The following is a 13,260-nucleotide window of genomic DNA, read 5'->3' as shown; positions in this document are numbered from 1 at the left end:
CTGGGTCGTGACGGCTTTCGAGAGTGAGAGCTTGCCGGTGCCGATTGCTGTGGTGGGGCCAACGGCATCGGGAAAGTCGGATTTGGGGCTGGTACTTGCGGAGCAGCTTGGCGGTGAGGTCGTCAATGTTGATTCGATGCAGCTGTATCGAGGAATGGATATCGGAACAGCAAAGCTGTCGGTAGATCAGCGGCGGGGGATTCCGCACCACCAACTCGATGTTCTGAACGTGACGCAGCCGGCGAGTGTGGCGACGTATCAGTGTGAGGCGGTCGCGGATGTTGAGGCCATTCGCGCGCGGGGGAAAGTCCCGATCCTTGTCGGCGGGTCGATGATGTATGTGCAGGCGTTGGTGGACGACTGGCAGTTCCCGCCTACGGACCCTGAGGTACGTGCGAAATGGGAGGCAGTGCAGGACGAGATCGGTCCGGCGGCGTTACATGATCGGCTGGCAGAGATTGATCCGGATGCGGCGGCGATTATTGAGACCAACGACCCGCGACGCACCGTCCGAGCTTTAGAGGTTATCGAGCTGACAGGCAAGCCGTTTGCAGCGTCGAAACCGTCAATTGATAATCCGCCGCGGTGGAACACCCGCATATTGGGATTGCGCACGCAGGCGGAATGGCTAAATCCGCGGATTGAACAGCGCACGCGGGGCATGTTTGCCGCTGGTCTGGTGGAGGAAACTGAGAGTTTGATGGCGCAAGGGTTGCGCGAAGGTGTGACCGCTAGTCGCGCGATCGGCTATGCACAGGTGCTGGACTACTTCGATGGGGTTTACGACCTGGATACGGCTTGTGAACGCACGATTACTGGTACGCGCAGGTATGTGCGGCGTCAGCGCTCTTGGTTCAACCGTGATCATCGAATCACGTGGCTAGACGCTGCCGGCGACGTGCCGGGACAGGCTTTTTCTGCGCTTGGGCTTTAGCCGGTTCGGCTGTCCCGCTAGCATCGAGGGCATGGTTTCATTTGCCAAAGGTCACGGTACGCAAAACGATTTTTTGATTTTTCCAGATGATTTGGTGTCGATCGAATTGACCGAATCATTGGTCGCAGCAGTGTGCGATCGACAACGTGGTCTTGGCGCTGACGGCGTCCTGCGGGTTGCCCGTGCGGGGAAACTCGTGGATGCCGGTGTTTTGACGGCATTGCCGGAGGGGGTTGAAGCCGACGATTGGTTTATGGACTACCGCAATAGTGACGGTTCTATTGCTGAGATGTGCGGTAATGGCGTGCGTGTCTTTGCACACTATATTGCCGCGATTCACAGCCCGGACAGTGTCGTCGACGGAAGATTGCGGGTGGGCACTCGAGCAGGACTGCGCGCTGTCTCGATTGATGAGCTCAGCGGTCGGCATGCGGTTGTCGGGGTGGACATGGGGCAGCCGGAGGTCCTCGGCCTCGCTACTGCGTTCATCGGTTCGGGCAACAACGCGCAGAAATTCGCCGGGATTGGTGTCGACGTGGGAAATCCGCATTTGGCCTGTGTCATTCCTGGTCTGAATGCCGCCGCTCTGGCGGAGCTAGAATTGGAAGCGGCGGGTAGTGCTGCGAAGCCAGTGCGTGCCGACGAAGCCATGTTCCCGAACGGCCTCAACGTGGAAATTGTCACCCCGCTGGATGCCTCTGATTCGGTGTCCATGCGAGTAATTGAACGCGGAGTTGGTGAAACCCGCTCGTGTGGCACCGGCACGGTTGCGGCAGCTATTGCCGCGCTGGCCGATGCCGGCCGGACCGAGGGAGCTGTGACAGTCAAGGTGCCCGGTGGAGCGGTGACTGTGGATGTACGCAAGGCCAGCAATACTGATGGGGCCTTCTCAGCAACGTTAACTGGACCGAGCGTGATTCACACTCTCGGCGATATTGAACTGGAAGCCCTGTGACTGGTAGCTAGTGCAGCAGGAGAACTAGCAGGGTAGCGGAAGCAGTGGGGAGTTAGCGGACTAGTGTCCGCCGCAGCCACTATCGCCACAGCCGCAGCCACCATCGCCACAACCGCCGCCACAGCCCTGCGGCGGGATAATTTCACCCGTCAGCAAGAAGGTGCCGGAGACGACCATGCCCGGCTGGGGAGCTTCGTCGCCGCCGGGGACAAGTACGTCCATGGGAGTCGGCAGAGCAAGGTTGAGCACCCAGAACTTCTTTCCGGTTAGCTCATTGACATGCTTGCGGGAGTTATTGATAACACCAGCCAGTTTCACGGTTGCGCTAGGCGATGCCTTGCCGACCTGATCTCCGACAATCGCCTTAGCACCTTCGAAGTCCAATGATGTCGGGGTCGCCCCAGTGCGCTTTTCGTACTCCTCAGCGGATGCGTCGAGGGTGAAATCGGTTGCCAGAGCTGACAGCGCGACATGCTCAAAAGTCTGAGTTCCGGCATCAACAATCATTGGCCCCTGTGACAGCAGGCAGCTGGCTACCTCGATGACCTTGTCAAAGTCATCAGAGGAGGGATCATCCTCGACGATTTCCACGAGTGCCAAGACGTCGTCCACGCTGGATACATGGGCGGTGACGGTCGGGCTGCCCGCGAAGCCGGCGTAGGTAGAATATGGTTCAACACCAAGGATGTGCAAACGCGCACCAGAGGAATCTTCGAAACGGACCAGCTGGCCACCGCGGACCTCGCCGATGACCGACAGATTTTCACTGGCAATCGCGGCTTCCATCGCGTCTCGCCAGCTGGGGTAGTCCATGCCAATGCTTCGCAAGTCAGTAGTCATACTTTTCGATGATACTTCCCATATCTTCATCTGCGAACTAACGAATCGCACGTGAGCACATTGTGCTCTGGGGTACCTAAAACCATTCCTTCACACCGCGGCAACTATTCGGATGGGACTAACAATTCTGCCACGCTAAATAAGCAAATGTTAAGTGTGGCATAAATAACTTTCCTTAGGTGCGCCCGGTTTATTCCATTTAGGCATACCTAAGAGTAGGCTCGTCCCTGTAAACATCATTTGCTTAGCTTAATTCTTATCTATATAGGCGAGGTTTCTCATGCTCGGATTACGGTCGCGAAAACAGTCGGATGACATTCAGTCGCTTGCCGACGTCCCGGTGGGGGAAACCGTCACTCTGGGGGTGTCGCATGTGGATGAGCGCCTGTGTCGCAGGCTTTCGCAATTGGGGCTTCGTCCTGGAATGAGTGTCACGGTGGGACGGAGCACCAGCGGCGGTGGGCGAATCGTCCATGCAGGCGCAACGCGCTACGCCATCGACGCCAGTACGCTGCACAAGATGTCCGTCGTGGGTTAGGTCCCCTACAACTCTTTTTCTCACCTCCCTCCTGAAAGTTAACAATGACAACACCTACGGATTCCTCAACGCGAAAATTCGCATCCACGCCCAGCTGCCATGCATGCAGCGGCGGAGCACCAGCAAAGGATGGTGCACCTGTTGTCGCAGTCGTAGGCGCACCGAACTCCGGTAAGTCAACACTGTTCAATAGTTTGACTGGCGCGAAAGCGCAGATGGGCAATTGGCCTGGTACGACCGTGGAGGTCAGCCGTGGCGCGTGGAAGACCGATGCCGCTGAGTACGATGTCATCGACTTCCCGGGCGCCTACTCGTTGGATGCCATGAGCCCGGACGAAGAGCTCACTCGCGAGATGCTCATCGAGAAACCGGAAGAAGAACGCCCGGATCTCGTCGTCGTTGTTGTCGATGCCACGGCACTGGGGCGTGGCCTCTACATGGCCGCGGAATTGGCGGAGCAGCCTCAGCGCATCGTTCTGGCGCTGACCAAACTCGATGTGGCCAAGGCCAAGGGCATCGATGTGAATCCGAACGCATTGCAGTCAGCTATGGGGATGCCAGTGGTGGCGCTGGATCCCCGTCGTAAAGCGGGAATGGCACGATTGGCCGACGCGGTAGCAGCGGCTCTGGACGGATGCAGTTCGGTGTCGTCACCGATTCGCCAGGCCGATGGTGAATCGATTGAACGCCTGGACGACGCACGCTTTGCCGCGATTGATGCGGCGGTTGCGGCATCTACGGGCGGGGTAGAAGATCGCCAGACTTTCTCCGACCGTATTGATAACGTGGTTCTCCATCCGGTGCTCGGACCGATTGTGTTCCTGGCAGTTATGTGGACAGTCTTCCAGATCACGACGACGGTTGCAGCACCGTTGCAGGACGGTTTGGAAACCCTTATTACCGGTAATTTCGCAGATCTGGTTACCCGTGGATTGGAAGCAATGGGATGGGACCATCCGATTGTCACGGGGCTGCTTGTGAACGGCATCATCGGCGGTGTCGGCATGGTGCTGACCTTCGTTCCTCTGATGGCACTCATGTTCCTGTGCCTTGCGGTGCTCGAGGATTCAGGGTATATGGCGCGTGCAGCCGTGGTGGCCGATCGTGTCATGCGAGCAATTGGTCTTCCGGGGAAGGCATTTATTCCGCTCATCGTCGGCTTTGGTTGTAACGTGCCAGCGATTTCGGCGACACGTGTGCTGAGTAATCCGCGCCACCGCATATTGACGGCACTACTGGTTCCGTTTACCTCCTGCTCGGCGCGCCTAACCGTTTATGTCATGTTGGGTGCGGTGTTCTTCCCGGAACACGCGGGCACAGTTGTCTTCGCTATGTACGTGATCTCGATTCTGTTGATCGTTCTGACCGGCCTTGCACTGCGTAATACCTTGTGGCGCACCATGCCGTCGGAACCGCTGGTCATTGATCTGCCAACCTATCAGTTACCGACCGCACGACTGGCACTATCTGTGATGTGGATGCGCCTGAAGGGCTTCCTGCAGACCGCTAGTGGAATCATCGTCAGCACTGTCATCGTCGTTTGGCTACTGATGTCTATCCCGGTTGTCTCCGGGCACTCCTTTGCCGATGAAGATCTGGCACCGCAGGACTCCGCATACGGTGCAGTCAGCGCAACTATTGCTCCTGTGTTTAACCCGGCAGGTTTCGGCACATGGTCCCTGACAGGTCCGTTGGTGACGGGCTTTGTGGCCAAGGAAGCCGTCATTTCTACCTGGGCACAGACCTATGCAGTAGAGGACGTCACCGACTCGGATTCGACCGAACAGGCCTCCAGTCCACTCGCGGACAATATTCGACGTGATTTTGACAATGCATCCGATGGACACGGATTGGCAGCAGTCTGGGCATACATGATCTTCCTGCTGGCTTACACACCATGCGTGGCTACGCTCGCGGCACAACGTCGCGAGATCGGCTGGAAGTGGACGGGCTTCGGTTTGCTAGCGCAGCTGGTCGTAGCATGGGCACTGGCCGTGATTGTTTTTCAAGGGTTGAAACTGTTCCTGTAAAGCCTCGTAGATTCCTAGTAGCTTCGGCCAAGCTACTAAGTCACACTTGCGAACTAGAAATCAGGTCCAACAAGAATCCCGATACGGAAAGGAGCTATCGCCGTGGGACTCTTTAGAGCCAAGAAGAATACGACGGTCACTCGTCGGCCTTCAGAAGCTGTCCAAGATGCAATTGCGCAGGGTATTAGCTCCCGACGCAAAATCTGCGAAATCACCGGCCTGCAGCGAACAACGGTAGACCTCATCCTTGACCGAATGGAATACACCGGACAACTGCGAAGGGAATCCCTCGGCGGCATGTGCCCAGGCGGAGGCTGCTCCAACTGCGGAATGTCCGACAGTGGTACGTGTGCTGGCGGTAGTTCTAATAGTGGTCCGGTCGCACTGGTTCTGACTCGCAGGCCACCTTCTGCAGCCTAAGTCTTGAGCTTCGGCTCGGTATTCTCCGCGCACAATGCGGAGAATTTGGCTTGTCATGCGACAATAGCAGCTAGTATGACGAATTTTTCCAACAACTTTGATGAGGTCAGCGACGCAATGTCGCAGCAAGCCAGCACCTCGCACGAGATGGACGATTTTTTCATCGACGCTAATGATGCTGACAAAAACGCCGATAGTGCCTCCGGGGATGCGTTCGCGACGAACGTCGGCACGCAAAGGGAACCTACCGTCGGTGACTTGGATCTGGAGGCGCGATCCTCTCTGCGCCGGCTGACCAGGTCAGTAGCGCATACTGAGTCTGAAGAGGTGATGGTCGAGTACCGTCAGCTCCGACTGGAACGCGTTGTGCTGCTCGGTGTCTGGACATCCGGGACCCTACAGGAAGCCGAAGTGGCGATGGAGGAGCTCGCTGCGCTGGCGGAGACTGCAGGTTCGGAAGTTCTAGAGATGGTGCTGCAGCGCCGCGATAAGCCAGACCCTGGTACTTACGTGGGATCCGGCAAGCTTAACGAGCTTCGCGATATTGTCGCCTCTACCGGCGCAGATACAGTTATTTGCGACGGTGAGCTGTCTCCTGGCCAATTGGTGGCGCTGGAGGACCGGCTTGACGCCAAGGTTATTGACCGCACCATGCTGATTCTGGACATCTTCGCTCAGCACGCGAAGTCCAAGGAGGGCAAGGCGCAGGTTTCGCTGGCACAGATGCAGTACCTCTACACGCGTCTGCGCGGTTGGGGTGGCAACCTGTCGCGTCAGGCTGGTGGTCGCGCGGGCTCCAACGGCGGCGTGGGTCTGCGTGGTCCAGGTGAAACTAAGATCGAAACCGATCGTCAGCGACTACGCCAAGATATGGCGCGGATTCGCAAGGAATTGGCTGGTATGAAAACTGCGCGTGAGATTAAGCGCGCACGTCGTAAGGCTGGTCACCTGCCGCGCGTGGCAATTGTCGGCTACACCAACGCGGGGAAGTCTTCGTTGCTCAACGCACTGACAGGCGCTGGTGTGCTGGTGGAGGACGCGCTGTTTGCAACGCTAGATCCGACGACTCGTCGCACCAAGCTTCGCGACGGTCGCACGGTGATTATGACCGATACGGTCGGATTTGTGCGTCACTTGCCGACGCAGCTCATTGAAGCTTTTCGCTCGACCTTGGAAGAGGTACTCGAAGCCGACGTCATCATGCACGTCGTAGACTCCTCTGACCCATTCCCGCTGGAGCAGATTAAGGCTGTCAACAAAGTCATCAACGAAATCGCGGAGGAAGAAAACGCCGAGATTCCGCCCGAACTGTTGGTAGTCAACAAGGTTGACAAGGCCGATGGCATCACTCTGGCCCAGCTACGCCACCAGCTCGATGATGCGGTCTTTGTCTCTGCGCGAACGGGTGAGGGGATTGGTGAACTGGAGACCCGACTCGAGCTTGCTCTCAATGAGCTGGAGTCTCACGTTCACATGTTGATCCCCTATGACAAGGGCAATATTGTCTCCATGCTCCACGAAGATGCGACCGTGCTGTCGGAAACATGGACGGAGCAAGGCACCCAGATGGACGTGCGTTTGCCCACTAGCCTCGCGGATGAACTGTCGGCATACCACATCGAACCGTAGCGGGAACTGCGGTGGGCATCCACTAGCATTACAACCATGAATTCTACTTCTGACGCGGAGACCCAACAGGGAACCTCCGCAAATCCGCCTGCTGAAAATGCCGAACGTGGCCGTCTTTTCGGTTGGGATATTCACGGTGACGGTCGAAAGATTGCACCGGGAGCCGTGGTGGCTCCCAACGAACGCCTCGATTGGCCTCGCACGATTGGCATTGGCGCACAGCACGTCATTGCCATGTTCGGTGCAACTCTTCTGGTGCCGCTGTTGACCGGCTTTCCAGTCAACACCACACTGCTGTTCTCGGGTATCGGCACGATTGTCTTCCTGCTGATAACCCGAAATCGCTTGCCCTCTTACCTGGGCTCGTCGTTTGCCTTCATCGCGCCACTGACCGCGACACAGGCGCAGGGCATTAGTGTTCAGCTCGGTGTCGTGCTCTGCGCCGGCATCGCGCTCATGCTCGTTGGCTTCGTAGTAAAGTTCGCCGGCAAGCGTGTCCTCGATGCAGTGATGCCACCTGCAGTAACAGGAAGCATCGTCGCTCTCATCGGACTTAACCTGGCGCCTGCTGCCACGGAGAACTTCGCCACTCAGCCGTTGGTCGCATTTGTCACGATGGTATCCATTGTCTTTGCAACCGTCGCTGGCCGCGGTATGGTCAGCCGTCTGGGTGTTCTCATCGGCGTACTAATCGGCTGGGTCTTCGCCGCTGCCACCGGAAATCTCTCGCCCGAGGCTACAGAAACCGTCGGCAATGCCGCCTGGATTGGTCTGCCCGCATTCCACGCGCCGGAGTTCCACTTCAATGCGATGCTGATTGGTCTGCCCGTCATCGTAGTGCTCATCGCCGAGAATGTCGGTCACGTCAAGGCTGTTGCTGCCATGACCGGCCGAAACCTCGATGACATCGCTGGCGATGCTCTTATTGCAGACGGTCTAGCCACCACCATCGCCGGTTCAGCTGGTGGTTCTGGTACCACTACCTACGCTGAGAATATCGGGGTTATGGCCGCTACCCGTGTCTATTCGACTGCCGCTTACTGGGTGGCAGCTTTCACGGCCATTGCACTGGCTTTCATTCCAAAGTTCGGCGCACTCATTTTGACCATTCCTACCGGCGTGCTCGGTGGGGCAACGATGGTGCTCTACGGCCTGATTGGTCTGCTCGGTGTGCGCATCTGGATGGACGAAAAGGTCGACTTCAACAACCCGGTCAATCTCACCGCTGCCGCCACCGCGCTGATTGCGGGTATCGGCAACCTCACCCTCGACATCGGTTCGCTGACGCTGGAGGGCATTGCTTGGGGTTCGGTCGGCATTATTATCGGCTATCCAATTTTAAACTGGCTCTATAACCGCATCGGCGAGAACCGCTCGTAGGCCACCCGTCCAGAGCAGGATCTTGTACGAATGCTTTACGACGGAACCCCGTGACCGTTGCCACGATGTTCCGTCGTTAAGCATATTGCTTTTAATCGCTCAAATCTTGGGCGATCAGCTGTGCAATCTGCTCCACCGCAACCGCGTTTGTACTGGTGATTGTGACTTCATCGCCATATCCTGCGCCGAGTGCCATCAGCATCAACGTTGAGGAAGCATCAGCCGGTTCGTTGTCGGGTTCGGGTGAATCAATGAGTTCGATCAGTATTTCTTCCTGAAATCGGGAGGCACGCTCAGCGATTACCGACGCGGGGCGGGCGTGAATACCCACCTTGGAGCCGACGTGGACGTGTTGCGTAGCCATGGGGCGGCACCTTGCCTTTCTGCTTCTCGATTTCCTCGACACCTGTTCAGAGCTTAATCGCTTGGCAGGTTGGGATGGGGCATGTTTGGTGAAGTTTGCAGGAATGCTTCTGCGGACGCAGCTGGGTTTAGCGAAAGAATTTAGGCGTCCGCTGAAATGTCTGCTTCTAGGTTTTGATTATCGGTACTGACTTGCCGCGGACACAGGCTTTTAGCTGCCACAACGAGAATTGCTGCCACTATGCTGCCCAAGACGATTGCAGCAAGCCATGCGACAGGATTGTCGATTGCAAACAGCACGAAAATACCTCCGTGTGGAACGCGTGTGGCGGCTCCTAAAACCATTGAAGTGCCACCGGTGACGGCACCGCCAATCACAATCGACGGAATCACTCGCAGCGGATCTGCGGCGGCGAAGGGAATCACTCCCTCTGAAATGAAGGCCGCACCGAGCACCCAGCCCGCTTTGCCGTTTTGACGCTCAGCTGAACTGAACAGCTTTGGTCGGAGTACAACTGCCAGCGATGTCGCCAACGGAGGTACCATGCCCGCCGCCATCACAGCGGCCATAATCTTCCATGATGCTGGATCTTCCGAGGCGATGTTTGCGACGGCAAAAAGATAAGCAGCCTTGTTGATCATTCCGCCCATATCTACGCACATCATTGCGCCGAGAAGACCACCGAACAGGAACGCCGCTGTCGTATCCAGTGATTGCAGCCACTGCTGCAGGGCCGTCATCAGCCATGCCAGCGGCATCCCGAGAAGCAGGTACATGGTGAGCCCAACGGCCATAGCCCCGAGCATAGGAATCACGACAACCGGCATCAGCGGTCGCAGCCAGTCCGGGACCTTCATCCTCAACAGTAGGGCTACAACTAGTCCCGCCAGAATGCCTGTCACCAGGCCCCCAAGGAAGCCGGCGCCAACCGTGACCGCGATGGCACCGCCAATGAAGCCGGGTGCAATACCGGCTCTGCCAGCCATGCCAAAGGCGATATAAGCACTCATTACAGCCACAATGACCTGCATGCCGTGGTTACCGATTGCAAAAAGCGTCGAGCCGAGATACAGCCACAGCCCACTACGGTCAACTAGCACGGTGCCGAGATTTTCTGTCGGCACAGTAATCGGAGCATCGAGTCCGATAACCTCCGGCAGCCGCAAATCCCTAGTCACGGCGTCAGCTACTAGACCAACCTGATGACCGCCGACGAGGAATCCCAGCGCAATCAACAACCCCGAAGCGGCTACGAACGGCACCATATAGCTGACACCGGTCATAATGGCGTCACGAACCCAGTGTCCGAAGGCTTTATCGCCGCTTAACGACGATTTACGCGCCCCCACCTTCGTAGTTGCTCGTACCCTCTCAGATGTAGGGCCTGCACCTGCATTACCGGTTTGCGAAGCGGCCTCTTTGTCGTGGTCATTCTTAGGTTGCGGCGCCTTTCGGTCGTAGGCGCGAACACGTGATTGTTCTGCTACCGCCTTCGCTTGTTCAATAACCGCAGTGGGCTCATTGACTGCCTTACGAATTGGCACTTTGACCTGTGGTTTATCGCTGAAGCGCTTAAGCCCCGTAACTCCAATATCGGCTGCGATTACTAGCACGTCGGCCCGGTCAATTGCTTCTGCGGGGGCTTCCTGGGTTCCTGCCGAGCCCTGAGTCTCTACAGTTAGCGTGACATCAGCCATGCTTTCTGCCGCGCCAGTAAGCGCTTCGGCTGCCAAATAAGTGTGAGCGATGCCCGTGGGGCAGGCCGTAATGGCGACAATATTGGTCTTCGCCGGAGGTTTTTTCGCTTTCCGACGAGGCGCCTTGGTGATGTGCTCGCTAATAATCCGGGCGGCCTCTTCATCGCTTTCAGCACCGCGAAGAGCTGCTCGAAACCCCTTATCGCGAAGTGCTTTTGCGAGTGCAGCCAGAATATCGACGTGGACATCGCTGTTGCTGGCTGGGACACCAATGAAAAAAAGCAGGTCCGCCGGCCCATCTGGTGTGGTGAATTCCGTAGCGCTTGTTAAGCGGACAAACATCAGGGTCGGCGTCGACCAGTCCTCATGGCGGCAGTGGGGGATGGCTATTCCGCCCGGCAGACCTGTCGGGGCCTTCTCTTCGCGTTTGAGGGCTGCCGCGACGATGCCGTTGCTGTCGGTGGCGCGGCCGGTCTCTACGGCTTTAGCGATGAGGTAGTTAAGGATCTTCTCCTTTTGTGGACCGACATCTAGGTCAAGGTACACTGTCGACTCATCGGCCAGGTCTGATGCAATAGCGGAAGAATCTGCCGAAGAAGACATGGTTTTCTAATGTTCCTTATCTAGGCATCGAAAAGCTAAGCGTCGAGCTGCCATAACCGGCCAGCCTCGGGGCGAACCTGTTCTGGATAGGGGATGGTCGTACCGGGAAGACTGGTTGCCGCCGCCCCATAAGCCACGGCGGTGGTTAGTGAATCTTGGTGACTATCACCGCGTTCGCGGGACATAACGTAGCCGGCCAAAGCACAGTCTCCAGCACCGACCGTGGACTGAGCGACTATCGAGGGTGAGGTAGCAGCGAAACAACCGCCTGACTTCACTGAAAGTACCGCCCCTGCCTCGCCGAGAGTGGCAAGGACTTCGGAAACACCAAGTTCGTTCAGTGCACGAGCAGCTTGCGCTACGGGAAGATAGTTCCCTTCGGCTGCAGCGGCCTCAAGTTCTTCGCCGTCCTGATCAATGATTTGGCCAAGTTCGTAGGCGTTTGGCTTCATCAAAAAAGGCCGCACCTTCGGAAATGCGCGAACGACCTCAGTCAGTGGGCCGTCGCTAGTGTCCATAGCAACACGAATATTCGGGTTGACCGAATACACCGCTTCGGTGCATTGAACGTAAAAATCCCGGGGGACGCCAGGGGGCAGTGAACCTGCGAAAACTACCCACGTGGCGCGTTTAGCATGGTGGATAAGCTTCTCCAGGACACGTCTACGGTGCGCTTTTGTCAATGTCATGCCAGGGGAATTGAGCTTGGTGGTCGTCCCATCTGGCTCTGCGAGTGTGAGATTAACGCGGGCTTCGTTAGTCGTGTTGATGGCTTCGTGGGGGATGCCAGAGACTTCCAACAGACGTGTGAATTTTCCGGAGTCTGATGCCGGGTAGAGCGCGAGCGTCTTTTCTCCCGCGTAGTGCAACGCCTTGGACACATTAATTCCCTTGCCGCCAGCCATGTCCTCAGCCATTGGTAGGCGGAACACTCCACCTCGCTTGAGCTCCGTATCGAGGCGAGCAAGTCGATCGATTGACGGATTTACAGTCAAGGTCAGGATCATGAAGCAACCACGACCTCGACACCTTGCTCCCTGAGATCGTTCACGAATTGCTCCGGGGCAGAGGAATCTGTAATCACGACGTCGATATCTTCCAATGCCGCAAAACTGACAAGGAAGTCACGGCCGAGTTTCGTCGAGTCCGCCATAACGATGACCTTGCGCGCATTCGTGATCATCGCGCGCTTTACCGCTGCTTCCTGCGGATCAGCAGTAGAAAGACCGTGGTCAATTGTCAAGGCATTAGAACCAATGAAAGCGACATCGGCACGCATAACCGCAAGAGTACGGAGTGCGGTATCGCCAGCAACCGCCTGAGTAATGACGCGGACTTGGCCGCCAAGGAGTTGAAGCTCAATGCGGTTCGATCCTGCGAGTGTGATGGCGTTGGGAAGAGAGTTTGTGACAACCGACCAACGGCGGTTATCAGGGGAGTGGACCATCAGCTCTGCAAGAGCCTCGGTGGTAGTTCCGGCATCGAGAAAAATTCCACCACCAGAGTCAGGTAGAAAATCGGCAGCACAGCGGGCAATAGAGAGCTTCGCGTCTTTCTGCGCGTTCTTTCGAGCGGCAACTGAAAACTCAACAGTCTGAAAAGAACGAGTAGCTACAGCGCCACCGTGTACACGGTGAACTGCGCCCTCTGCATCCAACTGAGCTAGGTCACGGCGAATCGTCTCTGCTGTGACATCGAAAGCTTCCGCAAGATCAGCGACCGTCACGCGCCCTTCGACTGCTGTCAAAGACGCAATCTTCCGGCGGCGTTCCTCTGCGTACATTCCCCGCTCCTTAGCTGTTAAGAATTCTCAGCTTTACTACCTGTTTCCAGTATGCCCGTTTGTGTCTGTTTCGGGCAACGAAAATGT

General features: G+C 56.9%; 12 protein-coding genes. 7 read left to right on the top strand and 5 right to left on the bottom strand.

Annotated features, from left to right (window positions below):
* Positions 1 to 7: 7 nt before the first annotated feature.
* Together miaA and dapF are read left to right on the top strand one after the other, a co-directional pair.
* A complete protein-coding gene (gene miaA / locus HMPREF2860_RS03200) occupies positions 8 to 934 on the top strand; it encodes a tRNA (adenosine(37)-N6)-dimethylallyltransferase MiaA (RefSeq protein ID WP_081914046.1) in 927 nt (308 codons plus the stop codon).
* Positions 935 to 965: 31 nt separating this feature from the next.
* Positions 966 to 1,889, top strand: coding sequence for a diaminopimelate epimerase (gene dapF / locus HMPREF2860_RS03195; RefSeq protein ID WP_070628782.1), 924 nt, complete (start codon positions 966 to 968; stop codon positions 1,887 to 1,889).
* A 60-nt stretch (positions 1,890 to 1,949) separates the two neighbouring features.
* Here the strand turns inward: dapF and HMPREF2860_RS03190 are convergent, their stop codons facing one another.
* Entirely contained in the window at positions 1,950 to 2,729 is a 780-nt protein-coding gene (locus HMPREF2860_RS03190; protein WP_038628770.1) for a hypothetical protein, read from the bottom strand.
* Positions 2,730 to 3,009: 280 nt separating this feature from the next.
* Here HMPREF2860_RS03190 and HMPREF2860_RS03185 point away from each other — a divergent pair, with 280 nt between their 5' ends.
* The 5 genes from HMPREF2860_RS03185 (at position 3,010) to HMPREF2860_RS03170 (ending at position 8,726) form a co-directional block, all read left to right on the top strand.
* Positions 3,010 to 3,267 (top strand): FeoA family protein, encoded by a 258-nt coding sequence (locus tag HMPREF2860_RS03185; protein ID WP_052155604.1) that lies wholly within the window; start codon positions 3,010 to 3,012, stop codon positions 3,265 to 3,267.
* Between the two features lie 44 nt (positions 3,268 to 3,311).
* A complete protein-coding gene (gene feoB / locus HMPREF2860_RS03180; protein WP_038628772.1) occupies positions 3,312 to 5,297 on the top strand; it encodes a ferrous iron transport protein B in 1,986 nt (661 codons plus the stop codon).
* Between the two features lie 102 nt (positions 5,298 to 5,399).
* Positions 5,400 to 5,717: a hypothetical protein gene (locus HMPREF2860_RS11015; protein WP_141737497.1), complete on the top strand. Its 318-nt coding sequence runs from the start codon at positions 5,400 to 5,402 to the stop codon at positions 5,715 to 5,717.
* 75 nt (positions 5,718 to 5,792) lie between these two features.
* Positions 5,793 to 7,346, top strand: a complete 1,554-nt coding sequence (gene hflX, locus HMPREF2860_RS03175) for a GTPase HflX (RefSeq protein ID WP_224786652.1) — start codon at positions 5,793 to 5,795, stop codon at positions 7,344 to 7,346.
* A 36-nt stretch (positions 7,347 to 7,382) separates the two neighbouring features.
* Positions 7,383 to 8,726, top strand: a complete 1,344-nt coding sequence (locus tag HMPREF2860_RS03170) for a uracil-xanthine permease family protein (protein ID WP_080972883.1) — start codon at positions 7,383 to 7,385, stop codon at positions 8,724 to 8,726.
* 91 nt (positions 8,727 to 8,817) lie between these two features.
* On the opposite strand, the gene HMPREF2860_RS03165 is transcribed toward HMPREF2860_RS03170, so the two are convergent.
* From HMPREF2860_RS03165 to HMPREF2860_RS03150, 4 genes are all read right to left on the bottom strand, one after another.
* Entirely contained in the window at positions 8,818 to 9,090 is a 273-nt protein-coding gene (locus tag HMPREF2860_RS03165) for an HPr family phosphocarrier protein (protein ID WP_038628774.1), read from the bottom strand.
* Between the two features lie 140 nt (positions 9,091 to 9,230).
* Positions 9,231 to 11,390: a PTS fructose transporter subunit IIABC gene (locus HMPREF2860_RS03160; RefSeq protein WP_052155605.1), complete on the bottom strand. Its 2,160-nt coding sequence runs from the start codon at positions 11,388 to 11,390 to the stop codon at positions 9,231 to 9,233.
* Positions 11,391 to 11,425: 35 nt separating this feature from the next.
* A complete protein-coding gene (locus tag HMPREF2860_RS03155; protein ID WP_038628776.1) occupies positions 11,426 to 12,397 on the bottom strand; it encodes a 1-phosphofructokinase family hexose kinase in 972 nt (323 codons plus the stop codon).
* On the bottom strand, positions 12,394 to 13,173 hold the full coding sequence (locus HMPREF2860_RS03150; protein ID WP_016422628.1) for a DeoR/GlpR family DNA-binding transcription regulator: 780 nt from the start codon (positions 13,171 to 13,173) through the stop codon (positions 12,394 to 12,396). Before HMPREF2860_RS03150 ends, HMPREF2860_RS03155 begins: the two co-directional genes overlap by 4 nt.
* Positions 13,174 to 13,260 lie beyond the last annotated feature (87 nt).

Origin of the sequence: Corynebacterium sp. HMSC064E10 (assembly GCF_001812505.1) — a bacterium.
Taxonomy (GTDB): domain Bacteria; phylum Actinomycetota; class Actinomycetes; order Mycobacteriales; family Mycobacteriaceae; genus Corynebacterium; species Corynebacterium amycolatum.
Note: the sequence above shows the minus strand (reverse complement) of the source record. Positions and strands in the feature narration are given on the sequence as shown.

Coding starts and splice junctions, on each gene's coding strand:
- dapF (WP_070628782.1), top strand. CDS start 966: ATGGTTTCATTTGCCAAAGGTCACGGTACGCAAAACGATTTTTTGATT.
- HMPREF2860_RS03190 (WP_038628770.1), bottom strand. CDS start 2,729: ATGACTACTGACTTGCGAAGCATTGGCATGGACTACCCCAGCTGGCGA.
- HMPREF2860_RS03185 (WP_052155604.1), top strand. CDS start 3,010: ATGCTCGGATTACGGTCGCGAAAACAGTCGGATGACATTCAGTCGCTT.
- feoB (WP_038628772.1), top strand. CDS start 3,312: ATGACAACACCTACGGATTCCTCAACGCGAAAATTCGCATCCACGCCC.
- hflX (WP_224786652.1), top strand. CDS start 5,793: ATGACGAATTTTTCCAACAACTTTGATGAGGTCAGCGACGCAATGTCG.
- HMPREF2860_RS03170 (WP_080972883.1), top strand. CDS start 7,383: ATGAATTCTACTTCTGACGCGGAGACCCAACAGGGAACCTCCGCAAAT.
- HMPREF2860_RS03165 (WP_038628774.1), bottom strand. CDS start 9,090: ATGGCTACGCAACACGTCCACGTCGGCTCCAAGGTGGGTATTCACGCC.
- HMPREF2860_RS03160 (WP_052155605.1), bottom strand. CDS start 11,390: ATGTCTTCTTCGGCAGATTCTTCCGCTATTGCATCAGACCTGGCCGAT.
- HMPREF2860_RS03155 (WP_038628776.1), bottom strand. CDS start 12,397: ATGATCCTGACCTTGACTGTAAATCCGTCAATCGATCGACTTGCTCGC.
- HMPREF2860_RS03150 (WP_016422628.1), bottom strand. CDS start 13,173: ATGTACGCAGAGGAACGCCGCCGGAAGATTGCGTCTTTGACAGCAGTC.